Annotated in this window: 17 protein-coding genes, 2 rRNA genes and 1 other annotated feature (1 of these 20 only partly in view); of the genes, 3 read left to right on the top strand and 16 right to left on the bottom strand. The window is 42.0% G+C overall.

Going from position 1 to position 23,357, the window contains the following annotated elements; genetic code table 11:
* The first annotated feature begins 3 nt into the window (after window positions 1-3).
* Entirely contained in the window at window positions 4-702 is a 699-nt protein-coding gene (locus MHB58_RS00135; RefSeq protein WP_340734481.1) for a YwaF family protein, read from the top strand.
* Window positions 703-732: 30 nt separating this feature from the next.
* On the opposite strand, the gene MHB58_RS00130 is transcribed toward MHB58_RS00135, so the two are convergent.
* From MHB58_RS00130 to MHB58_RS00085, 10 genes are all read right to left on the bottom strand, one after another.
* A complete protein-coding gene (locus tag MHB58_RS00130) occupies window positions 733-1,860 on the bottom strand; it encodes a zinc-dependent alcohol dehydrogenase family protein (RefSeq protein WP_340734480.1) in 1,128 nt (375 codons plus the stop codon).
* 13 nt (window positions 1,861-1,873) lie between these two features.
* Window positions 1,874-3,304: an aldehyde dehydrogenase family protein gene (locus MHB58_RS00125; protein ID WP_340734479.1), complete on the bottom strand. Its 1,431-nt coding sequence runs from the start codon at window positions 3,302-3,304 to the stop codon at window positions 1,874-1,876.
* A 60-nt stretch (window positions 3,305-3,364) separates the two neighbouring features.
* On the bottom strand, window positions 3,365-4,198 hold the full coding sequence (ahlS, locus tag MHB58_RS00120; protein WP_014822327.1) for an AhlS family quorum-quenching N-acyl homoserine lactonase: 834 nt from the start codon (window positions 4,196-4,198) through the stop codon (window positions 3,365-3,367).
* Between the two features lie 101 nt (window positions 4,199-4,299).
* The gene (locus tag MHB58_RS00115; protein WP_340734478.1) at window positions 4,300-5,394 is read right to left on the bottom strand and encodes a zinc-binding dehydrogenase; all 1,095 of its coding nucleotides are present in this window, start codon (window positions 5,392-5,394) and stop codon (window positions 4,300-4,302) included.
* Between the two features lie 41 nt (window positions 5,395-5,435).
* A complete protein-coding gene (locus tag MHB58_RS00110) occupies window positions 5,436-6,800 on the bottom strand; it encodes an MmgE/PrpD family protein (RefSeq protein ID WP_340734477.1) in 1,365 nt (454 codons plus the stop codon).
* On the bottom strand, window positions 6,787-7,929 hold the full coding sequence (locus tag MHB58_RS00105; protein ID WP_340734476.1) for a CaiB/BaiF CoA transferase family protein: 1,143 nt from the start codon (window positions 7,927-7,929) through the stop codon (window positions 6,787-6,789). Before MHB58_RS00105 ends, MHB58_RS00110 begins: the two co-directional genes overlap by 14 nt.
* Window positions 7,930-7,940: 11 nt before the next feature.
* Window positions 7,941-8,792, bottom strand: coding sequence for a hydroxymethylglutaryl-CoA lyase (locus tag MHB58_RS00100; protein WP_340734475.1), 852 nt, complete (start codon window positions 8,790-8,792; stop codon window positions 7,941-7,943).
* Window positions 8,793-8,802: 10 nt separating this feature from the next.
* Entirely contained in the window at window positions 8,803-9,969 is a 1,167-nt protein-coding gene (locus tag MHB58_RS00095; protein ID WP_340734474.1) for an acyl-CoA dehydrogenase family protein, read from the bottom strand.
* 11 nt (window positions 9,970-9,980) lie between these two features.
* The gene (locus tag MHB58_RS00090; protein WP_340734473.1) at window positions 9,981-10,757 is read right to left on the bottom strand and encodes an enoyl-CoA hydratase/isomerase family protein; all 777 of its coding nucleotides are present in this window, start codon (window positions 10,755-10,757) and stop codon (window positions 9,981-9,983) included.
* A gap of 4 nt (window positions 10,758-10,761) precedes the next feature.
* On the bottom strand, window positions 10,762-11,289 hold the full coding sequence (locus MHB58_RS00085) for a MaoC family dehydratase (protein WP_340734472.1): 528 nt from the start codon (window positions 11,287-11,289) through the stop codon (window positions 10,762-10,764).
* 84 nt (window positions 11,290-11,373) lie between these two features.
* Here MHB58_RS00085 and MHB58_RS00080 point away from each other — a divergent pair, with 84 nt between their 5' ends.
* The gene (locus tag MHB58_RS00080; protein WP_340734471.1) at window positions 11,374-12,018 is read left to right on the top strand and encodes a GntR family transcriptional regulator; all 645 of its coding nucleotides are present in this window, start codon (window positions 11,374-11,376) and stop codon (window positions 12,016-12,018) included.
* Between the two features lie 168 nt (window positions 12,019-12,186).
* On the opposite strand, the gene serS is transcribed toward MHB58_RS00080, so the two are convergent.
* The gene (serS, locus tag MHB58_RS00075; protein WP_008408592.1) at window positions 12,187-13,479 is read right to left on the bottom strand and encodes a serine--tRNA ligase; all 1,293 of its coding nucleotides are present in this window, start codon (window positions 13,477-13,479) and stop codon (window positions 12,187-12,189) included.
* A 97-nt stretch (window positions 13,480-13,576) separates the two neighbouring features.
* Window positions 13,577-13,791 (bottom strand) — a binding site (T-box leader).
* Window positions 13,792-13,947: 156 nt separating this feature from the next.
* Between serS and pdxR the strand changes: the two genes are divergently transcribed.
* Window positions 13,948-15,351, top strand: a complete 1,404-nt coding sequence (gene pdxR, locus MHB58_RS00070) for a MocR-like pyridoxine biosynthesis transcription factor PdxR (RefSeq protein WP_340734470.1) — start codon at window positions 13,948-13,950, stop codon at window positions 15,349-15,351.
* A gap of 40 nt (window positions 15,352-15,391) precedes the next feature.
* Here the strand turns inward: pdxR and asnB are convergent, their stop codons facing one another.
* From asnB to MHB58_RS00045, 5 genes are all read right to left on the bottom strand, one after another.
* A complete protein-coding gene (asnB, locus tag MHB58_RS00065; RefSeq protein ID WP_340734469.1) occupies window positions 15,392-17,218 on the bottom strand; it encodes an asparagine synthase (glutamine-hydrolyzing) in 1,827 nt (608 codons plus the stop codon).
* Window positions 17,219-17,348: 130 nt separating this feature from the next.
* Window positions 17,349-18,686 (bottom strand): D-alanyl-D-alanine carboxypeptidase family protein, encoded by a 1,338-nt coding sequence (locus MHB58_RS00060; protein ID WP_065216325.1) that lies wholly within the window; start codon window positions 18,684-18,686, stop codon window positions 17,349-17,351.
* Window positions 18,687-18,821: 135 nt separating this feature from the next.
* A complete protein-coding gene (gene guaB / locus MHB58_RS00055) occupies window positions 18,822-20,288 on the bottom strand; it encodes an IMP dehydrogenase (RefSeq protein ID WP_008408586.1) in 1,467 nt (488 codons plus the stop codon).
* A gap of 188 nt (window positions 20,289-20,476) precedes the next feature.
* Window positions 20,477-20,592 (bottom strand): 5S ribosomal RNA (gene rrf, locus MHB58_RS00050).
* An 86-nt stretch (window positions 20,593-20,678) separates the two neighbouring features.
* Window positions 20,679-23,357: ribosomal RNA gene (locus MHB58_RS00045) — 23S ribosomal RNA — on the bottom strand (it continues 250 nt past the right edge of the window).

Below are 23,357 nucleotides of genomic sequence, written 5' to 3'. Positions count from 1 at the left end.
GGAATGAATGGATTTACCATTTTCGATTCGATCCATATAATGTGGCTTATTTTTATTGCCGGTTTTTTAGTTGTTTCATTATATGTTTATCATTATTCTTCTCGTGAAAAACAATATGTTTTTCAAAAAACGGTATTCTGGCTGCTGCTGTTTTCAGAAATAGCAAAGCAACTTTATTTACTCATAACGGACCAATATTCGTATTGGAGTCCCCCGCTTCATTTATGCGGCTTTGGCATTTTCATTATTGGCTGGCATACGTATTTTCCAACACGGACAACAGCTACATTACTATACACGCTTACGTTGCCCGGAGCTGCAATTGCACTTTTATTCCCCGGGTGGACAATTGATCCGGTTGGCGGCTTTTTGCATTTTCACAGCTTTCTATTTCATGCACTGCTCGTCGTATTTGTTGCGGTTTTGATTTTGGAAAAACAGCTGATGACAACTTTTATGGATATTTGGCGGGCTCTCTTGTTTCTGCTTATCACAGTTCCGCCAATTTATATATACAATGCTCATTTCCGTACGAACTTTATGTTTTTAAATCGCCCTGTAAAAGGAACGCCTCTTCAATGGCTATACGATGCATTTGGGGCAGCTGGCTATTTATTAAGTTTAGCCGGAGTTATAGTTAGTATTTGGATAGTGCTTTATGTACTTCTTGCTATACAAAAACGGCGAAACATTACAGAGTAGATGTTTCACCGTTTTTATTATGTTTTTTCATTAATCCATTTTAATAATAATTCGAGAATTATCGCCTGTCGCTAATAGATCAAAGCCTTCATTTATTTCATCGAGCGTAATAATATTTGATAACAGCTGATCGACCGGCAGCTTTCCGGTTTTCATCATATGCAAATAATGCGGAATATCTCTTAATGGCACACAGCTTCCTATATATGAACCTTTTAGCGTTTTTTCTTCTGCTGTTAATGTTACATAAGGGAAAGAAAACTGATGTTCCGGATGTGGCAGTCCTGTTGTCGTTGTTGTACCGCCACGCTTTGTAATGGCATATGCCACTTCCATCGCTGGAACGACACCCGCAGTTTCAAAAGCATAATCAACCCCGCCATTTGTATAGGCTTTCACTTGTGCGACTACATCAGCATCCTTCGAATTAAAGACGGCTGTTGCCCCCAATTCCTTTGCCTGCTGCAGCTTCTTTTCATTAATATCAATTGCGATTACTTCACGGGCACCAGCTGCAATGGCCCCGAGCAGCGCACTTAAGCCAATTCCGCCTAAACCGACAACAGCAACTGTTTTTCCAAGCTGGACTTTCGCTGTATTTACGACAGCGCCTACCCCTGTAATAACTGCACAGCCAAAGAGCGCCAGTTTTTCAAACGGCAATTCCTCTTCCACTTTTACGAGGGAATTCTGCGATACGACTGCATACTCCGAGAAGGCAGATACCCCAACGTGATGCCCAATCTTTTCAGTCCCTGCATGTAAACGGACCCCGCCACCGATCAATGTTCCGTCTCCATTTGCCTTTGCACCCGGTTCACATAATGCCGGACGTCCTTCTGCACAAGGTACACAATGCCCGCAACTTGGTACAAATACGCAGATTACTTTATCTCCTTGCTTAAAGTTCATAACACCAGGCCCTACTTCTTTAACGATTCCTGCTGCTTCATGACCAAGAGCCATTGGTAAAGGACGTGGACGACTCCCGTTAATGACTGACAAATCCGAATGGCAAAGGCTTGCCGCTTTTATTTGAATCAATACTTCCCCTTCTTGAGGAGCATCCAGCTCAATTTCTTCGATATGGATCGGCTTGCTTTCCGCATAGGGCTTAGTTACACCGGATGAGCGTAATATGGCAGATCGAATTTTCATGATGATGTCCTCCTTAAATTAACTTAATTCCTATAAATTTTAAATCTGACATCCCTTCAATTGCATAACGTATTCCTTCTTTTCCAGTACCGCTCTCTTTTATCCCGCCATATGGCATATGGTCAAAGCGTCGTACCGAAGATTCATTAATCCAAACGCCTCCTGTTTCCAGCTCCTCTGCAAACTTTAAGGCACGGTTAATATCTGAAGTAAACACACCTGCCTGTAATCCGTAATCTGAATCATTGGCAGCGGCCAACACTTCGTCCTCTTCAGTAAATGGTATGAGTGCAACCATCGGGGCAAATACTTCCATACATACGACCTGCATCGGCTTTGTAACATTTTCCAAAATGGTCGGCTCGAGTAATGTGCCGTTCCTCTTTCCTCCCGTACGAATTGTTGCCCCTTGTGATACTGCTTCTTCAATCCAGGTTGCTGCACGGATTGCCGCGTCTTCTGTAATCATTGGCCCCAGTTGTGTTTGTTCCTCAGCAGGATTCCCCATTACCAGCGCTTCCACTTTTTCCTGTAGTAATTGTGCAAACTGGTCATAAACAGATTGCTCGACATATATCCGCTGTGCAGAAACACATGCCTGACCGGCAAATGTAAAACCGGACATCGTAATGGTAGACGCTGCGTACTCTAAATCGGCATCCGCAAATATAATGTTCGGAGCATTGGAGCCAAGCTCAAGAGTTACCGGCTTCTTTCCTGCCAGTTCATGAATATGCCATCCTACTTTTCCGCTCCCCGTAAAGGTAACTTTTTTCACAAAAGGATGTTTTACCAGTGGCTCAACTAGTTCCGTGCCTGGTCCTTGAAGGATATTTAACGCTCCTTTTGGCAATCCCGCATCATGCAATAATTCATACAGCAAAATAGAAGACAGCGGCGTTTTTTCGGCTGGTTTCAAAACAACTGTATTTCCAACAGCAATGGCCGGAGCAATTTTATGCAAAGCTAGGTTTAAAGGGAAATTAAAAGGCGTAATGGCAGCAATTACTCCTAAAGGTACACGTTTTGCAATGCCAATTTGACGTTCGCCGCCAATTGCACTATCCATCGGAATCTGGTCTCCTGCCAGCCGCTTTGCCTCTTCACTTGCAAACAGCAGCACTTGAACCGCTCGTGTTACTTCTCCCCGTGCCTCATTAATCGGTTTTCCTGCTTCCAAAGAGATGGTTTTCGCAAACTGTTCGCTCCGTTCTTCAAGTAACAATGAAGCTTTACGTAAAATACGGCTACGTTCATGTGCAGGCATTTTGCGCATCGTTGCATTAAATGTTTGCTGTGCGACCTCAATTGCTTCATGTACATCTTCAATTGAGGCACAGGCAATTGTTGCAATCAGTTCCTGATTAAAAGGATTTAAAACATCCATCGTCTTTTCTTCTTGAAGACGGTGCTCTCCATTGAGTACAGATCCTATTTTTTGCATATTCTTCCCTCCGTTATGACAATGACACCCTAAGTAAGGCTTACTTAGGGTGCAAATTTATTATTCGTAATAGCCTTCTGTCGATTTGATAAACGATTTAAATTGCTTTGAATCATGTCCGAACCAAATTTCAGAGTCATTACGTGTAGCAAACTCTCGGATTCTTTCTACAGTAGAGTTGTAGCCTACTGAATCATACAAAATTCCGGGCGGCTTAACTGGTGGACCATAGCTTTCTTCTGTGTATAATGCATCGGATGCAAGTAAAACATTTCCGTGACCCGGGAGTTCGATGTGCAAGCCCAACATACCGTAAGCATGCCCTGGACCAAAGTTTAAAATTTTAATGCCTTCTACTAGTGGCACTTCTTTTTCATGAGGTTTAATAGTACGCCAACGCAGTTCTTTTTGAATCCAAGCCATGACATCGCCCCAAATATAGGCACCCATATTTCGTGTCATCGCAAATGTTTTCATGACATTTGACAGTTCCGTATCATGAACGATAATTTCTGCGTTTGTAAATAACTCCAGGCAACCTGCATGGTCTAAATGCAAATGTGAGGCAATGACATATTTGATGTCTTCCGGGCGAACTTTCAATTGTTCAAGTCGATTGATCAAATAGCATTCTTCACTTTGGAAGGCAGGGAACAGTTGCTGAACCCCTTCCGGCCAACGCCCATCATCTCCCATTCCGTCCGGGTTACAGCCTGTATCAAATAAAATTTTTCCTTCTGGGTGGTCAATCAGTACTGCATAAACGGGAAACTCGACAAACTCGGCTGGCGGATTCGGATTAGTGATGCTTGCTGGATTGTGCATGGCAATCATATAGTTTTTATCCATTTTCATTGTCCCTGTATCAAGCACGTATACTTTTTTATTACACATCGTAATTCCTCCCATAATGTTTTTATTTTTTTACAAGACTTCTATTATTTTCAGCATTGCAAGCGTAAATCCACCGTCACCACCTTTCAAGATCCATACTTTTAAGTTGGAATGATCGTGGCACGTGTAACCGAACGTTTTGCGGATTCATCTAACGCCATTTTAATTTCCTCAAAACTAAAGCTTGCATCCAATAATGTTTCAAACGGGTAGCGGTCAATATTGCGCTCCAGGAAGTCGAGTGCCTTTTTTAAATACCATGGGTTGTAGCGCAGAACGGGAATAATTTGAATTGCTTTACGCGTTAAATAACCAGGATCAAATTCCACCGTTTGTCCAGGTGAGATATTGCCGATTACAATGTAACGGCCGCCAGCTCGAATATACTCCACACCTTCAGCAAAAGCCTGAGGAACACCTGCTACTTCGAGGGCAACATCCACTCCGTGATTTCCTGTCAGACGCATAATTTGTGCAACGCGCTGTTCAACCGTTGGAAAGTCCGATATTAAAATTACTTCATCTGCACCAAATGCCTTTGCCTGATCTAAACGGCTTTCAACACCATCTACTACAATGACTTTCAATTGCTTTTCTTTCGCAACAGCAATCGCATTTAATCCGAGTCCGCCCGCGCCTTGAATGAGAATTGTTTCCCCTGAGACAATATTTCCTTGCTCAAGCCCAAAATACACCTGGGATAATGCGCAGTTTGCGCTTGCTGCGACACTGTTTGATATATTGTCTGGTACTTTATAAAAATACTGATCGGAATGAATATAATAATGCGTACCGAATGTCCCATGGAAATGCGGTGCTTCCTCTGTCGGTAAACGCCAATACTTATAAGCATTTTCACATAAGTTAAATTGTCCATGCTGACAAGGCGGACATTTACGGCAAGTCAAAAAGTAAGCACTTACAATTCGGTCCCCGACTTTTACAGGGGTACCCGCAAAATCTGTTTCGACTCCTTCACCTAACGCATGAATTTCACCTATCATTTCATGTCCTAAAGCCCCACTGCGAATGACCGGATGATGCCCTTTCCATATATGCAGTTCAGATCCGCAAATATTTGTTTGAATGATTTTTACAATTACCGCTCCTGGTGCCGGCTCCACCAGCGGATACTCTTTAAAAACGAGTTCCATCGGGGATGTCATTTCGGCAACTCTTCCCTTTGTCTCACGCATGCGCTCACTCGCCCTTCATTTTTCTGAAAATTGAATAGCTACTACACAATCGAAATATGCTCTACGGGATGTAATGTTCGGATTAACTGCTGTACTTGAATCGTTTCTAAATGTAATAAGTCATGAATAATTTTTTCTTTATGAGCTTCTTCTAAAGGCACTAAACTATTGAACTTATTAATAAAGTCCTGGTCTGTTAATGCATTTTCCGGATCCCCTTTAGGAAATCTGCTTTGCACAACGTCACTTGAACCATCCTGCCAATGAATTTGAATTTTCGCGCCCCACTCTTGCGGATATTGACTGTTAATATTTTTATCTACAGATACGGTCAGCTTTTCCATCAGCTTTCGAATGGTTGGGTCTTGCAATATATCTGCATTGAAGGCATCAAATCCTCCTTCACCGGTCCATAACGCTAAAGCTACACAAAATTGCAAACTGAACTTTGCCGCATATATTGTTTGCGGACTTTTTGCATCCGTAATATCCAGCGCCACCTGATATGCTCCTACTTCGACTGATTTTATAAAATCGATGCCATTTTTCTCTACTTTTTTATGCAGTTCAAGCGCCAAGTCCATTGCGGCATGTGTATGACGACAAGATGCATGGACTTTAAAGGCATTTTCGGTAATTTTGTATTGCTTACCTAATTTTTCGGTCATACGTGTTACATCGTACTCGTCACTCATTGCTTCAAAAAATCCTCTACGCCCTTCCAAAATGGCTGTTGCTCCTGTAAAACCCTGCTGTGCTAACAGAGCACTTAAAATACCATTCATCGCTGCTTTACCAGGATGCAATTGCTTGCTCATGGCACCATCCTCGATAAATTCCCACAACCCTGCAGCTTGAGTGCCGGCAGAACCAAATGCTTGGACAATTTGTTCTCTGGATAAATCCAATAACTTTGCCACTGCTGCTGCCGCGCCGAATGTTCCGCAGGTTGCCGTATTATGAAAGTAGTAATAGTGGGAAGGCGTCACCGTTTCTCCTACGCGAAACGCCACTTCATATCCCACAATAATGGCCTCGATCAATTGTTTGCCGGATAAATTTTTCCATTCTGCAATGGCAATCGCTGCAGGCATAATAACAGTTGCCGCATGCACAATGGATGCTTTATGAATATCGTCGAGCTCTATTACGTGACTCGCGCCGCCATTAATGAACGCTGCATTTGTTATGCTCGTCTTCAACCCCGTTACTGCCGTTGCCTGTTGTTCTCCGCCTATTAATTGCGCTACTTGTTCCATCATCCGAACAGGTTCTGCTTCCTGACCTTTCAGTAAAGACGAATAATAATCGACAATGCATAGCTTCGTAAACTGTACAACATCCTGCGGTATATCCTCGAAACGTACATCCACAATATATTGTGCCAACTGCTCACTTAATGTCATGAACATAATCCCTCCCTAACAGTTCTTCATTATGCTCCCCTAACAATGGTGCAGGGGCGGTAGGTGTTATATCACAATTTGAAAACGTTAGAGGAATTCTCGTTGCATACATTTCCTTATCACGTATATGTGGTAGACGTACAATCAGTTTATTTTCTATTTGCTGCGGATCCACTATTACATCTTTCATTGTTTTCACTTGCGCTACTGGTACACCGCCAGCTTCCAGTGCTTGAATGAGTGCCTCGCTTTTTTCCGTCATTGTTATTTGTTCAATTTCCTTACTAAGAAGTAAACGGTTTTTAACTCGTTCTTCGTTCGTATGGTAGAGGCCATCTTCAATCCATTCGTGTTTTTGCAATACTTCGCAAAGTTTTTCGAATAATTTATTGTTCGAGATGCCGATCATGATGGCACCATCTGCAGTTTGAAATGCCCCATAAGGCGCAAATGCCCCATGATTGGAACCTAGTTTTTCGGGATTTTCACTTGTTAACTTTGTTGAAAGTAAATGATAGTTCGCCCAAAATACCCCGGTCTCATACAAAGAGGTCGACACAAGGCTGCCCTCATCTGTTTTATGACGTTGTAAAATGGCTGATACAATACCAATCGCCCCCCACATGGCACTTCCCTGATCAATTAATGAAACCGGCACTCTTGCTAAATCAGTACTTCCTGTAATACTCATAATGCCTGTTTCAGCTTGCATAATGGCATCATAGCCCGGATATTTTTTCTTTGGACCGTTTTGGCCATAGGCGGATAGCGAACAATAGATTAGTTTCGGATTGATTTTCTTTACCGCTTCATAATCGATGCCTAGTTTTTGTGCTACACCCAACCGGTAATTTTCCACGAAGACATCTGCTGTTTTTATGAGTCCCATTAACTTTCCGCGGTCAGAATCTTCTTTCATGTTGAGGGTGACCGATTTTTTTTGCCTGTTAATGTTCAAAAAATACACGCCATCTTCCTGATATTTAGGCTCCATCTTCCTCGCTTCATCGCCGCTCAGCTTTTCTACTTTGATCACTTCGGCGCCTAAATCGGCTAAAATCATTGTTAACGTCGGCCCTGAAATATTTGTTGTCATATCGAGAACACGTATCCCTTGTAATGGTTTCATTTCAGCCCTCCTTAAACTAAACTGTAAGCGAAATTTGCCACGTCCTTTAATTTTTCCTGGTGGATATTTGTTTTTACTTCCATTGCTTCAAACAGCTCCACCACTTTCTCTGTTGCTACATTTCCAGTAGCCCCAGGTGAGAACGGACAACCTCCAAGACCAGCAATCGAACTATCAAACTTCTCTATTCCCGCATTTAATGCGGCAATAATATTTGCATAGGCAAAACCGTTTGTATCATGGAAATGAGCCACGAATGTTGTATCCGGAAAATCTTTTTTCAATGCGCTGAACCGTTCATACACAATGCGCGGATTTGCCTGTCCATTCGTATCACCAATTGAAATTTCATCAGCCCGGTCATTTACAAATTGCGCTACGACCCGCTTAACTTGCTCATAGGAAATGGCTCCTTCATACGGACAGCTAAAACACATCGACACATAGCCACGAATAAACTTTTTCTGAGCTTTTGCATGCCGGAACATTTCGCTGCATTCTGCCAAAGACTCTTCAATGGAACGCTTAATATTTTTTTGGTTGAATGTCTCACTTGCCCCGACGAATACCGCAATCTGCGGTACACCTGCATCAATGGCACGCTCCAGTGCTTTCATATTTGGGGTTAAAGCGATATATTCCATTCCCAGTTCATTGCAAAATGCCGTAATTTCCTGTGCGTCCGCCATTTGCGGGACAATTTTCGGATGAACAAACGATGCCGTTTCAATACGCTGAAAGCCCGCTTCATATAATTGTTTGATTAACTGTTTCTTTTCCTCTGTTGGCACAAAGCGTGATTCATTTTGCAAACCGTCGCGTGGACCTACTTCAATAATTTCAACTTGCTTTGGAAAGTGCATGATTTTCACCTCAATAAGATTTTGGAAGTTTTAATATATGTTCTCCGACGTATGATAAAATTAGGTTTGTTGAAATTGGAGCTACTTGATAGAGCCGCGTCTCTTTAAATTTCCGCTCAATATCATATTCTGCGGCAAAGCCAAAGCCGCCATATGTTTGAATGGCTACATTGGCTGCCTCCCATGATGCATCTGCAGCGAGTAACTTCGCCATATTGGCCTCTGCCCCGCAAGCTTGCCGGCGATCATAAAGTTCCGCAGCTTTTATGCGCATTAAGTCTGCCGCTTCAATATGGATATGCGCCTGGGCAATCGGAAATTGTATTCCTTGGTTTTGACCGATTGGACGATCAAAAACAACCCGTTCTTTTGCATAATTTGTTGCCCGTTCAATAAACCAGCGACCATCACCGATACATTCCGCAGCAATTAAAATCCGCTCGGCATTCATTCCGTCCAAAATATAGCGGAATCCTTTTCCTTCTTCACCAATCAAATTTTCTACCGGCACCCTTAAGTTGTCGATAAATAATTCTGTTGTCGCATGGTTCATCATTGTTTTGATTGGGCGTATTTCTAAACCATTTCCAACTGCTTCATTCAAATCAACAATTAACACAGACAAGCCATCACTCTTTTTAACGCATTGGTCTTTCGGTGTTGTACGAACTAATAGAATCATTAAATCCGAATGCTCTGCACGGGAAATGAATACCTTTTGACCATTCACGATATAATGGTCGCCATCGCGTTTCGCAAACGTTTTTAAATTTGTTGTGTCCGTGCCAGTATTAGGCTCTGTCACCCCAAATGCTTGTAAACGAAGCGATCCGTCCGCAATCTTCGGCAAATATTTTTCCTTTTGTGCCGAAGAACCATGCCGTAAAATTGTTCCCATCGTATACATTTGTGCATGACATGCGCCCGCATTCCCACCTGAGCGGTTAATCTCTTCTAAAATTACGGATGCTTCCAGTATTCCTAAACCCGATCCACCATATTGTTCAGGTATTAAAGCTCCTAAAAAGCCTGCCTGCGTAATCGACTCCACAAATTCGGTCGGATATCCGTCGATCTCATCCAACTTCCGCCAGTATTCACCATCAAAACGTTTGCAAACTGCTCTTACACCTTCACGAAGTTCTTCTAAAAATGCCAGATTCTCTGTTAACATCATTTGAGTTCCTCCTACCGTCCGATAAAATTAGGTTTTCTTTTTTCGTTAAATGCTAAAATACCTTCCATTCGATCCTCAGAAGAAATAACCTCGTTGTAAGTTTCGATTTCAATACGGAATGCTTCAGATGCTTTCAATGAACTGACTTCTGCTACTTTTTTAACACCTTGAACTCCTAAAGGTGCATTGCCTGCCATTTTTTCGGCTAATTCAATTGCGGTACTCATTACATCTTCTGATTCGACAATTCGATTAAATAACCCTGCGTTCTGTGCTTCTTCTACGGATACAATCCTACCTGTAAATAGCCATTCTTTTGCGATATGAAGCGGTATACGTTTTGGCAGTAGACGTGCTCCCCCTCCGCCTGGCATAATACCTCGAGTGACCTCTGTTAGCCCTACTTTTGTATTTTTACCAGCAACAATTAAGTCCATATTTAAAGCAAGTTCAAACCCTCCTGCAAGTGTATAGCCATTGATCGCAGCAATGGTAGGTTGCTTGCAATTGGCTACTGCCTGGAACATTTGTTCAAATAAATGATGCTGTTTTTTCCACTCTGCCTCACTCATCCCTTTCCGTTCTTTTAAATCCGCGCCTGAACAAAAGGCATCTTCAGTGGAGGAAGTTAAAATGACGACGCGTACCGGCTGCTCATTGAATGACTGAAATACAGTTAACAGCTGCTTCGCCATATCCGTGTTAAATGCATGGCGCATCTCCGGTCGGTTTAACGTAACAATCGCAATTTTCTCTTCATATTCATATGAAACTTGAATATATTCCATTCGCTCACTTCCCGTCCTGTGAGATTACTTGATCGATCAAAGGCTTCATGATATTTGGTGCATAGCCCTTTTTATAAATCATCATCGTGCGTTTAAAATGAATGACAATTTGCCCGTCCTGATTGTAGCCGGTTGTTTTCACTTCGATAATTCCGACGTTATTCCGCTTAGCACTCTCCCTTTTCGATAAGATTTCTGTATAGGAGTAAATGGTATCGCCTTCAAAAACTGGGTGCGGAAGCCGAACTTCATCCCATCCAAGATTGGCCATTACATTTTGGGAAATATCCGAAACAGATTGTCCCGTTACAAGAGCAATGGTAAATGCGGAATTCACAATTGCCTTTTGAAACTCTGTTTGCTTTGCGTAATGGTGATCAAAATGAATAGGGTTTGTATTTTGCGTCAGCTGTGTAAACCAGCTATTATCGGTCTGCGAAATTGTTCTGCCTAACACATGTGCAATTTTATCGCCTACTTCAAAGTCTTCATAAAACCGTCCTTGCCATCCAATTTGAATTTGTTGCTCCATCACAACATCCCCCTTTAAAGTTTGCATAGTTTTCCTGTATATTGTATATTGGATCCAAAATACAACACACAATGAGGTGTTTTTATGAAATTTGATCATGATTTAACTGCTGAAACATTACCCTCGAAAATTTACCGGATTCTGCGTGAAGCAATTATTAAAGGTCAGCTACAACCTGGCGAACGCCTAGTCCAGGATGAATTGGCGAAGACATTAAACGTTAGCAGAATGCCAATCCGGGAAGCGATAAAACAGTTGGCCGCTGAAGGCTATGTCACAGTTGAGCCGCATAAAGGGGCTGTCGTCAAACAATTTACAATACACGAACTGGAAGAGATTTATTTTTTACGAGCAAAATTTGAGCCACTGGCGGCTGCCGAAAGTTTGAAAACGATGTCATCACAACTAGTAAATCAGTTGCGTAATCTTAACGAGAAAATGAAGAAAACGGATGATACAGATGAATATATTCAGCTTAATATTCAATTTCATCATCTGTTAATAAAAGACTGTCCTTGGGGGAAATTAAATAATATTATTGAAAATTTGTGGACCGGTTTCCCTCAGCAAACACCACATCTTTTACCTAACCAAATTGCTACTTCCATTAGTGAACACGATTTAATGGTGAAAGCTTTGGCTAACAATAACATCGAGCTTACATGCCAATTACTAGAGCAACATATTACACGTGCAAAATATGATGTCCTTAAAAACTTTATTCAATAAAATCTAGGAATCTTTAAATATTGTATCCAATATCCTATTTTCTCGAATATAACAAAATATTCTCGTTTTGTAAAACAAATTACTAAATATCACGAAATATCTTTACCGCAGAAAATAAAAAAAGTGTGTTGAAATTTTTATTTCAACACACTTTTTAATTTACTTAAATTATTTTGCAATAATGACTTCTACGCCACCCATGTATGGACGTAATACTTCCGGAATAACAACAGAACCATCTTCTTGCTGGTAATTTTCCAAAATTGCCGCTACTGTACGACCAATTGCTAGACCTGAACCGTTTAATGTATGAACGAATTCCGGTTTTGCTCCTGCTTCACGACGGAAACGGATATTGGCACGACGCGCTTGAAAATCTTCGAAGTTTGAACAAGAAGAAATTTCACGGTACATGTTTTGGGCTGGAATCCATACTTCTAAATCGTATTTTTTGGCAGCTGTGAACCCTAAATCAGCTGTACACATTTTTAATTTACGGTATGGTAATCCTAAAAGCTGTAATACTTTTTCAGCATGCCCTGTTAAAATTTCAAGTTGCTCATAAGATTCTTCCGGTTTAACAAAGCGAACTAATTCTACTTTATTGAACTGATGCTGACGGATCAGTCCACGTGTATCACGACCTGCAGAGCCTGCTTCTGAACGGAAGTTAGCGCTGAATGCAGAGAACGCTTGCGGCAGCATATCCGCTGATAAAATTTCATCACGGTAATAGTTTGTTACCGGTACTTCAGCAGTTGGAATCAGGTAATAATCCATTTCATCTTCTTCACGAACTAATTTAAATACATCTTCTTCAAACTTCGGTAATTGGCCTGTACCTGTCAGTGAATCGCGGTTAACGATTTGCGGTGGCAGCATTTCTGTATAGCCATGCTGGTCTGAATGAAGATCCATCATGAAGTTCAGTAAAGCACGCTCTAAACGTGCGCCTAAACCTTTATAGAACAAGAAACGGCTTCCCGTAACTTTAGCTCCGCGCTCAAAGTCTACGATATCTAAATCTTTGGCAATATCCCAATGTGCTTTTGCTTCAAAATTAAATGCCGGCACATCGCCCCAAGTGTACTCTTCCACATTATCATCTTCTTCTGTGCCAACAGGTACTGATTCATGCGGGATATTCGGCAAACGCATCATCATATCTTTAAATTCATCTTCAATGGCATTTAACTCGGCATCCAATGCTTTAATTTCATCGCCTACTTCGCGCATACGTGCAATTACTTCTGATGCATCTTCTTTGTTGCGTTTCATAACAGAAATTTGCTCAGACACTTTATTGCGCTCTGCTTTCAATACTTCTGTTTTGGCGATTAATTCACGACGCTTCGTATCTAAGCTTTCGAAGTTGTCCAAATTCCCTAAATCTTCATTACGTGTAAGAAGCATACGTTTTACTTCTTCAAAATTGTCACGGACGCGTTTAATATCTAACATAGTTTTTTCCTCCTAAAATTTATGAAATGATGATCTTGAGCACTTTAATACATTAATGTACTAGCGGATTAAATACAAAAAAGCCCTCAATCCCTATGAAAGGGACGAGAGCTACCCGCGTTGCCACCCTAATTGAATAGAAAAAATCTATTCCTCTTAACAATTAACGACTTTGGTAAGCCGGCTTCCACCTACTATTATTTCGGAAAAAGCATCTCAAGGACGGATTCACAAGTGTTTTTATCAGCTTCCACCAACCGCTGACTCTCTGAAAAAAACGGGCTTGTTACTACTTCCTATCATCGAATTCATTTATAAATTTAACCATACTGTACTATAAAACCATATACATTTGCAAGTTCCGATGAAAACATTCATTAATTTTCTACAACATGCTATACTTTTCTGACACCATCAATATTAGTTAAAATTGAAATTTCATTAAGGTTACATAAGGAGGATAAGAAAATGCTTTTCTTTCAGCTTCAAAAGGACCATACGATACCACTATATGAACAACTGTATATCGGCATAAAAAATGCGATTACTAACAACCAGCTGGCTGTAGGTGTGCGTTTGCCTTCTAAACGGGAACTGGCGGATTTTTTCAATATAAGTCAAACAACGGTCGAGCTCGCCTATTCGCAGCTGTTGGCGGAAGGCTATATTATATCAAAACCGCGTGTCGGTTACTTCGTTGAAGAAATAGATTCATTACCTTACCGCCAAAGTGATATCGCGAACAAAGAAATTAAAAAGACAACAGAAACTATGGAATATAAAATTGACTTCTCCTCTGCAAAAATTGATGAGGATGCTTTTCCTTTTACGATATGGCGTAAGTATGCAAAGGATGTTCTGGATAGACCTTTCAAACATTTACTGCAAACTGGGGAACGTCAAGGTGAGCATGCACTGCGTATTGAAATTGCAAATTATTTACACCAATCGCGCGGGATCGAGTGTGAGCCAGAGCAAATCGTCATTGGTTCCGGTACTGAGCAGTTACTGCCTATGATTTTAAAAATTTTAGATACTAATTCCCAGCTCGCCTTTGAAAATCCAGGTTATTCACCTATTCCACGTCATCAATTAGGGCAGCTCGCTATCCCGATTTCTGTTGATACGGATGGAATTGTTGTTGAACAATTGCAGAAAACGAATGCCAATGTCGTGTATATAACACCTTCGCATCAATTCCCGACTGGTGCGGTTCTTTCAGCTAACCGACGGACACAATTATTGAACTGGGCAGCAAAAGCACCAGATCGTTTTATAATTGAAGATGATTACGATAGTGAATTTCGCTATATTGGAAAGCCAATTCCGGCTCTTAGAGGACTTGATGTAAATGATCGTGTCATTTATTTAAGTACCTTTACAAAATCATTGATGCCATCATTGCGCGTTGCTTTTTTCGTCTTGCCGCCGACACTTGTTCAACGCTATCAGGAGCATTTCAATTACTATTCTTCTACCGTTCCGCGGTTTGAACAGCACATTTTAGCGAAATTTATGAAAGACGGACACTTTGCCAAACATTTAAACCGTATGCGTAAAATTTATCGTAAAAAGCATGATAAATGCATTGAAGTCTTTTCAAATAATTACCCCCAAATCACGATTTCCGGGGATGCTGCCGGTACAAACATACTTGTTGCCTTCCGTCATGAGAAATCAGAACGGGAACTGCAACAGGTTGCACGCCAGAATGGCATTCATATTTTACCGTTATCGAATTATTATTTAACAGAGCAGCATTACTCCAAAAGAACGTTTTTATTAGGATTTGGCAATTTGCAGCTTCATGATATTGAGCCGAACATTCATCAGCTAATGGAAATTTGGGGGATTTCTAAAAAGTTAATATAGAAGGGATTTTTAAAGAGACGTTCCGTATGGGAACGTCTCTTTATGTTGTAATAATATTGATGCGGTATTGCTCGACCCATTCATGTAATTGTATAAAGTAGGCGATGAGCTGAGGCCCCGCCATTAACTGGCCAAACCAAGGAATTTGAAACGATTGGCCATTTGTAGCTAATAATTGCTCTAACTGCTCTTTTTCAAACAATTCATGGAGAACTGAGTGTTTCTGTCTTAAAATTTGCTGCAGTCGCTGATGTACGAGTTCTGTATATTTTGGGTGATACGTTTTTGGATACGGATTTTTCTTACGTTCCACGACTTCCTTCGGTAAAATATCCTGAAATGCCTTTCGTAAAATCCCTTTTTCCATGCCGCCGCTATTTTTCATTTCCCAAGGAATATTCCATACATACTCAATTATCGTATGATCTGCAAACGGTACCCGGACTTCCATACTTGCGCCCATTGTCATCCGGTCATTTCTCTCCAATAACGTCTGCATAAAAAACTGGTTATTTAAATAAAACAGCTGCTGACGTTCCTGCTCTTCTTTACTTCCTAAAAATGCAGGCATTCCCTTAACTGCCTCTTCATAAGTACTTTGCATAAACTGCGGCAATTGCAGACGCTTTTGCCAATCTGCTTTAAATAACTGTTCACGTTCCTTAGTGGAGCGTAGCCACGGGAAGAGTGTTCCCTTTTTTCCTTCATAAAACCATGGGTAACCACCAAATACTTCGTCCGCACATTCACCGGATAACGCTACCGTATGTTCTTTTTTCATCTCTTTGCAGAATAAATAAAACGAGCTGTCAATATCCGCCATACTCGGCATATCTTTTAAACGCATCGCCTGTTCCAGAGCTTCTACTAATTCTTGTTGAGTCAATGTCACTTGTCGGTGTTTTGTCTGAAATGCCTGTTGCATTTTGCCGATCCAGTATTCATCCTGAGTCGTTTGAAATGAATTTTGCATAAAGTGTTGGTCATTTTCTTCAAATGCTACGGAATACGTTGATAATGTTTTCTGTTCTTTCGCTAGTTGCCGGGCAGCAACCGCCGTAATGATACTTGAATCAAGCCCGCCTGAAAGCATTGTACTGAGCGGCACATCACTTATTAATTGACGGATAATCGCATTTGTTACGAGTTCCCGGACATTCTCAATCGTTTCTGCCTCTGAGTGCTCATGTTGTTTACTTTCTATATCCCAATACTGCCAGCTTTTCCTGAAATCCTTCCGCACTATCATTGCATATGCGGGTTTAACTTCCTTAATCCCTTTAAATATGGCATGCCCTACAATACGGGAAGGACCAAGACTGAATAATGCGGCAAACCCTTCTGCATCAACTTCCGTCTTTACAGCAGGATGTGCCAGGATCCCTTTTATTTCAGAGCTGAACAATAGCCCATCCGGAAGCTCATAGTAAAATAGAGGCTTTACCCCTAGCCGGTCACGACATAGAAACAACGAGTGCTCCTGCTCATTCCATACAGCAAAAGCAAATATTCCATTTAAGTACTCCATACAGCGTTCTTTCCATTCAACATACGCCATTAAAATGACTTCTGTATCGGATGATGTATGAAAGGAATGGCCTAGACTTTTAAGCTGTTCGCGAAGCTCATTTGCATTGTAAACTTCGCCATTGTACACAATGGTCAACTCACCGCGTGTCATTGGCTGGCTTCCCGTCACTAAATCGATAATTGCAAGCCGTTTATGGCCTAATAAAGCATGTTTGCTTATAAAGTACCCTTCACTATCCGGACCTCGGTGTAAAAGCGTCCTCGTCATTTTTTTTATCATCGATTCTTCATTTACTAAATGAGTCGAGAAATCGATCCAACCTGATATTCCACACATGATTATTATCCCTCCATGTATCAATGTATGTTTTGTATGGATTATCGACAAATTGTCCCATTCGAAAAAATTCCTTCTGCTAAAAAAAAGAGCCTTTCTACAAGTGTTTACTTGTAAAAAAGCTCATTTATTATTTAATTAAATTACCTGCAAATCCGAATACACCATCCCATAGGTTACCAAAAAAGCTTCCGATACCTTGGAACATTAATGATATTTTCCCTGCACGTTCTACTGGTTCTGTCGTCACAACATCTGCAACAATACCATTGCCGTCAATATAGCCAAAATCTACACCTTCTGTAGGTGCAAGTACAGCCTGTCCCACAACTTGGTCTTTCTCAATACCTGCTTCAATTTCTTTCTTGTCCAATGTTAATGTCGGAACGTATGAATCTTTTTCGCTTGTTTTCACCATTACAGAAACTGGCTCTTTTACAGCAATTTTGACAGAGTCCTCTTTCCCTTTTATAACAGGAATTGATTTTTGCTCTTCAAATACATAGTTTCCTGGAAGAAGTTCTACTTTTGAAAATTGACCAAATCCATAATCGAATAACTTCGCTGTCGCATCAAAACGTGCTTTATAAGAACCTACACCATTTGAATCCACTGCCTTCATAACAACAGCAATTAAACGTGTATCTCCGCGTTTAGCCGTACCTGTAAACGTATGACCAGCAAAATCTGTCGTACCCGTTTTTAACCCGTCTACGCCTTCATATTCATATACAAGGCCTGGTAGCATGAAGTTCCAGTTGGACATACTAATTGCATCCGAAGTTCCTTCACGGAATACTTTCTTCGGAATCTTTGCTGTTTCTAACATTTCAGGATGATCTTTTAATAAGTTGTATGCTAACTTTGCTACAGAACGAGCAGGCATAACGTTTTCATCCTTTTCTCCAGTACCTTCTGGATGCATGCCTTGTAAGTCAGCATTATTTAAGCCTGTTGCGTTTACAAACTTGTAATTTTCCAAACCAAGTTCTTCTGCTTTTTTATCCATCAATTTCAGGAATTCTTTTTCTGTACCTGCAATTGTTTCTGCAATCGCAATTGTAGCAGCATTTGCAGAATAGATTGCCATCGCTTCATATAATTCTTTAATCGTATACGTACCATCAGCACGTAACGGCACATTACTCAATAAACGATTTTGGGAAACTTTATATGTATACTCTGTTACATTATATTCCTGATCCCATGAAATTGAGCCTTCTTTGATTGCATCAAGTAATAGATATTCTGTCATCATTTTCGTCATACTTGCAATACCTAAAGCTGTTTCCGCATTTTGCTCATATAAAATTTTTCCTGTATCTGCGTCAATCAAAATTGCTGCATCTACCGTTAATCCTAAATCCGTTGCTGCATGTGTCTTAGCAGGTGTCATCGCCAGCATGCTAAGTATTAAAATCGGGATTAAGGCAATACTTAAAACCGTTTGCTTTTTTACCTTCTTCACAAAGCTACCTCCAAATTTTTAATCTTGTCTAACGTCATTTTATCATACATAAGTAGTTGTATGTGACCTTCTGTTAATAAAAAAACGTTACTATCTTCAATTTGACGATAGTAACGTTTGAAAGTTTCCTAGCAATTATTGTAAAGAGTAGTTTGGTGATTCTTTTGTGATTTGTACATCATGTGGATGTGATTCACGTAGTCCTGCACCTGACATTTTGATGAACTGTGATTTTTCACGTAATTGTTCTAAATTCGGTGCACCGCAGTAACCCATTCCGGCACGTACACCACCAACTAATTGATGAATTGTATCTGCTAAAGGCCCTTTGTATGGTAAACGTCCTTCAATTCCTTCTGGAACGAGCTTTTTCGCATCTTCTTGGAAGTAACGGTCTTTAGAACCTTTTTCCATTGCACCAAGTGAACCCATTCCACGGTATACTTTAAAGCGGCGTCCTTGGAAGATTTCTGTCTCACCAGGAGATTCAGACGTTCCGGCTAATAATGAACCTAACATTACAGTATGTCCACCTGCAGCTAAAGCTTTTACGATATCTCCTGAATACTTGATACCGCCATCAGCAATAATTGTTTTACCTAATTCACGTGCAACTGATGCTGCATCGTAAACAGCTGTAATTTGTGGTACACCAACACCTGCAACAACTCGAGTTGTACAAATAGAACCAGGTCCGATACCTACTTTTACAACATCGGCACCAGCTTCAAACAATGCACGTGTCCCTTCAGCAGTTGCAACATTGCCTGCGATAATATCCAAGTCCGGATAAGCTGCACGAATATCTTTGATTGTATTTAAAACTCCCTGAGAATGACCATGTGCTGTATCAATAACAACGATATCCACCTGTGCTTCCACTAACTTAGCAATACGCATCATTGTATCTTTTGAAACACCAACCGCCGCTCCTACAACTAATCGGCCGTGGCTATCTTTCGCAGCATTTGGAAACTCAATTACTTTTTCGATATCTTTAATTGTGATTAAGCCTGTTAACTTCCCAGCTTCATCAACTAGCGGTAACTTTTCGATCTTATATTGCTGAAGGATTTTTTCTGCATCTTCTAAAGTTGTCCCTACAGGAGCAATGATTAAATCTTCTTTTGTCATTACATCATCAATTTTTAATGAGTAATCTGAAATGAAGCGTAAATCACGGTTTGTAATAATACCCACTAACTTCTGATCTTCCATGTTATTTACAATAGGGACACCTGAAATGCGGTATTTGCCCATCAAATGCTCTGCATCGAATACTTGATGTTCTGGAGTAAGGAAGAAAGGATTTGTAATAACGCCATTTTCAGAACGTTTTACTTTTTCGACTTCTTCTGCTTGTTCATCAATACTCATATTTTTATGAATAATACCAATTCCACCTTGACGAGCCATGGCAATTGCCATTTTTGATTCGGTTACAGTATCCATACCTGCAGAGATCAGCGGAATGTTTAACTTAATGTTGTCAGTTAGATTTACAGATAAATTAACATCTTTCGGTAACACTTCAGAGTGTCCTGGCACTAATAGTACATCATCAAAAGTTAAACCTTCTTTAGCAAATTTTGTTTCCCACATTGTTAAGAATGCCTCCTATTTATAAAAGAATATTATTGTAAGGTTACCTCCGAGGGACATCACTGTCAAGAATCTTTAAAAAATAAAATAATTCGGAATATTATATTATTTGGTTTTTTCTTCGTATGTACGGAAAATAAGTAGTTTATAACAAAAAACCCACTGATTTCTCAGCGGGTTTGCGTTGTGCGAAGCGACGTCCTACTCTCACAGGGGGAAGCCCCCAACTACCATCGGCGCTAAAGAGCTTAACTTCCGTGTTCGGTATGGGAACGGGTGTGACCTCTTTGCCATCATCACTTCACTATAATGGCTTTTAATAAGCCTATGTAAAAGAATTTTCATTCTTTCAAAACTGGATAAACGTTTCATTGAATTGAGCAATAAAATGTGGTTAAGTCCTCGACCGATTAGTATTCGTCAGCTGCATGCGTCACCGCACTTCCACCTCGAACCTATCTACCTGATCGTCTTTCAGGGGTCTTACTTACTTGCGTAATGGGAAATCTCATCTTGAGGGGGGCTTCATGCTTAGATGCTTTCAGCACTTATCCCGTCCATACATAGCTACCCAGCGATGCCTTTGGCAAGACAACTGGTACACCAGCGGTATGTCCATCCCGGTCCTCTCGTACTAAGGACAGCTCCTCTCAAATTTCCTACGCCCACGACGGATAGGGACCGAACTGTCTCACGACGTTCTGAACCCAGCTCGCGTACCGCTTTAATGGGCGAACAGCCCAACCCTTGGGACCGACTACAGCCCCAGGATGCGATGAGCCGACATCGAGGTGCCAAACCTCCCCGTCGATGTGGACTCTTGGGGGAGATAAGCCTGTTATCCCCGGGGTAGCTTTTATCCGTTGAGCGATGGCCCTTCCATGCGGAACCACCGGATCACTAAGCCCGTCTTTCGACCCTGCTCGACTTGTAGGTCTCGCAGTCAAGCTCCCTTATGCCTTTACACTCTACGAATGATTTCCAACCATTCTGAGGGAACCTTTGGGCGCCTCCGTTACTCTTTAGGAGGCGACCGCCCCAGTCAAACTGTCCGCCTGACACTGTCTCCTACCCCGCTAAGGGGCATGGGTTAGAAGTTCAATACAACCAGGGTAGTATCCCACCGACGCCTCCTTCGAAGCTGGCGCTCCGAGATCTCTGGCTCCTACCTATCCTGTACAAGTTGTACCAAAATTCAATATCAGGCTACAGTAAAGCTCCACGGGGTCTTTCCGTCCTGTCGCGGGTAACCTGCATCTTCACAGGTACTATAATTTCACCGAGTCTCTCGTTGAGACAGTGCCCAGATCGTTACGCCTTTCGTGCGGGTCGGAACTTACCCGACAAGGAATTTCGCTACCTTAGGACCGTTATAGTTACGGCCGCCGTTTACTGGGGCTTCAATTCACAGCTTCGCTTGCGCTAACCGCTCCTCTTAACCTTCCAGCACCGGGCAGGCGTCAGCCCCTATACGTCACCTTACGGTTTTGCAGAGACCTGTGTTTTTGCTAAACAGTCGCCTGGGCCTATTCACTGCGGCTTCTCTAGGCTATGCACCCAAAGAAGCACCCCTTCTCCCGAAGTTACGGGGTCATTTTGCCGAGTTCCTTAACGAGAGTTCTCTCGCACACCTTAGGATTCTCTCCTCGACTACCTGTGTCGGTTTGCGGTACGGGCACCTCTCACCTCGATAGAGGCTTTTCTTGGCAGTGTGAAATCAGGAACTTCGCTCATACGAGCTCGTCATCACAGCTCAACGTTATAGTATGCGGATTTGCCTACATACACGCCTTACTGCTTGAACACGCGCAACCAACGGCGTGCTTACCCTATCCTACTGCGTCCCCCCATTTCTCAAACGGTGAGGAGGTGGTACAGGAATATCAACCTGTTGTCCATCGCCTACGCCTATCGGCCTCGGCTTAGGTCCCGACTAACCCTGAGCGGACGAGCCTTCCTCAGGAAACCTTAGTCATACGGTGCATGGGATTCTCACCCATGTTTCGCTACTCATACCGGCATTCTCACTTCTAACCGCTCCACCAGTCCTTCCGGTCTGACTTCAACGCTGTTAGAACGCTCTCCTACCACGCATACTCAAAGTATGCATCCACAGCTTCGGTGAATCGTTTAGCCCCGATACATTTTCGGCGCAGCGTCACTCGACCAGTGAGCTATTACGCACTCTTTAAATGATGGCTGCTTCTAAGCCAACATCCTGGTTGTCTAAGCAACGCCACATCCTTTTCCACTTAACGATTACTTGGGGACCTTAGCTGGTGGTCTGGGCTGTTTCCCTCTTGACTACGGATCTTATCACTCGCAGTCTGACTCCCGTGTATAAATATCCGGCATTCGGAGTTTGTCTGAATTCGGTAAAGCGAGATGCCCCCCTAGTCCAAACAGTGCTCTACCTCCGGTATTCTCAATCACGAGGCTAGCCCTAAAGCTATTTCGGAGAGAACCAGCTATCTCCAGGTTCGATTGGAATTTCTCCGCTACCCACACCTCATCCCCGCACTTTTCAACGTGCGTGGGTTCGGGCCTCCAGTGAGTGTTACCTCACCTTCACCCTGGACATGGGTAGATCACCTGGTTTCGGGTCTACGACCACGTACTAATTCGCCCTATTCAGACTCGCTTTCGCTGCGGCTCCGTCTTCTCAACTTAACCTCGCACGTAATCGTAACTCGCCGGTTCATTCTACAAAAGGCACGCTATCACCCATTAACGGGCTCTAACTACTTGTAGGCACACGGTTTCAGGATCTATTTCACTCCCCTTCCGGGGTGCTTTTCACCTTTCCCTCACGGTACTGGTTCACTATCGGTCACTAGGTAGTATTTAGCCTTGGGAGATGGTCCTCCCGGATTCCGACGGAATTTCACGTGTTCCGCCGTACTCAGGATCCACTCTGGAGGGAATGAACTTTTGACTACAGGGCTTTTACCTTGTTTCGCGGACCTTTCCAAGTCGCTTCGTCTAATTCATTCTTTTGTAACTCCGTATAGAGTGTCCTACAACCCCAAAGAGCAAGCTCTTTGGTTTGGGCTCTTCCCGTTTCGCTCG

The sequence above is a fragment of the Solibacillus sp. FSL K6-1554 genome, assembly GCF_038005185.1.
Classification (GTDB): domain Bacteria; phylum Bacillota; class Bacilli; order Bacillales_A; family Planococcaceae; genus Solibacillus; species Solibacillus silvestris.
Note: the sequence above shows the minus strand (reverse complement) of the source record. Positions and strands in the feature narration are given on the sequence as shown.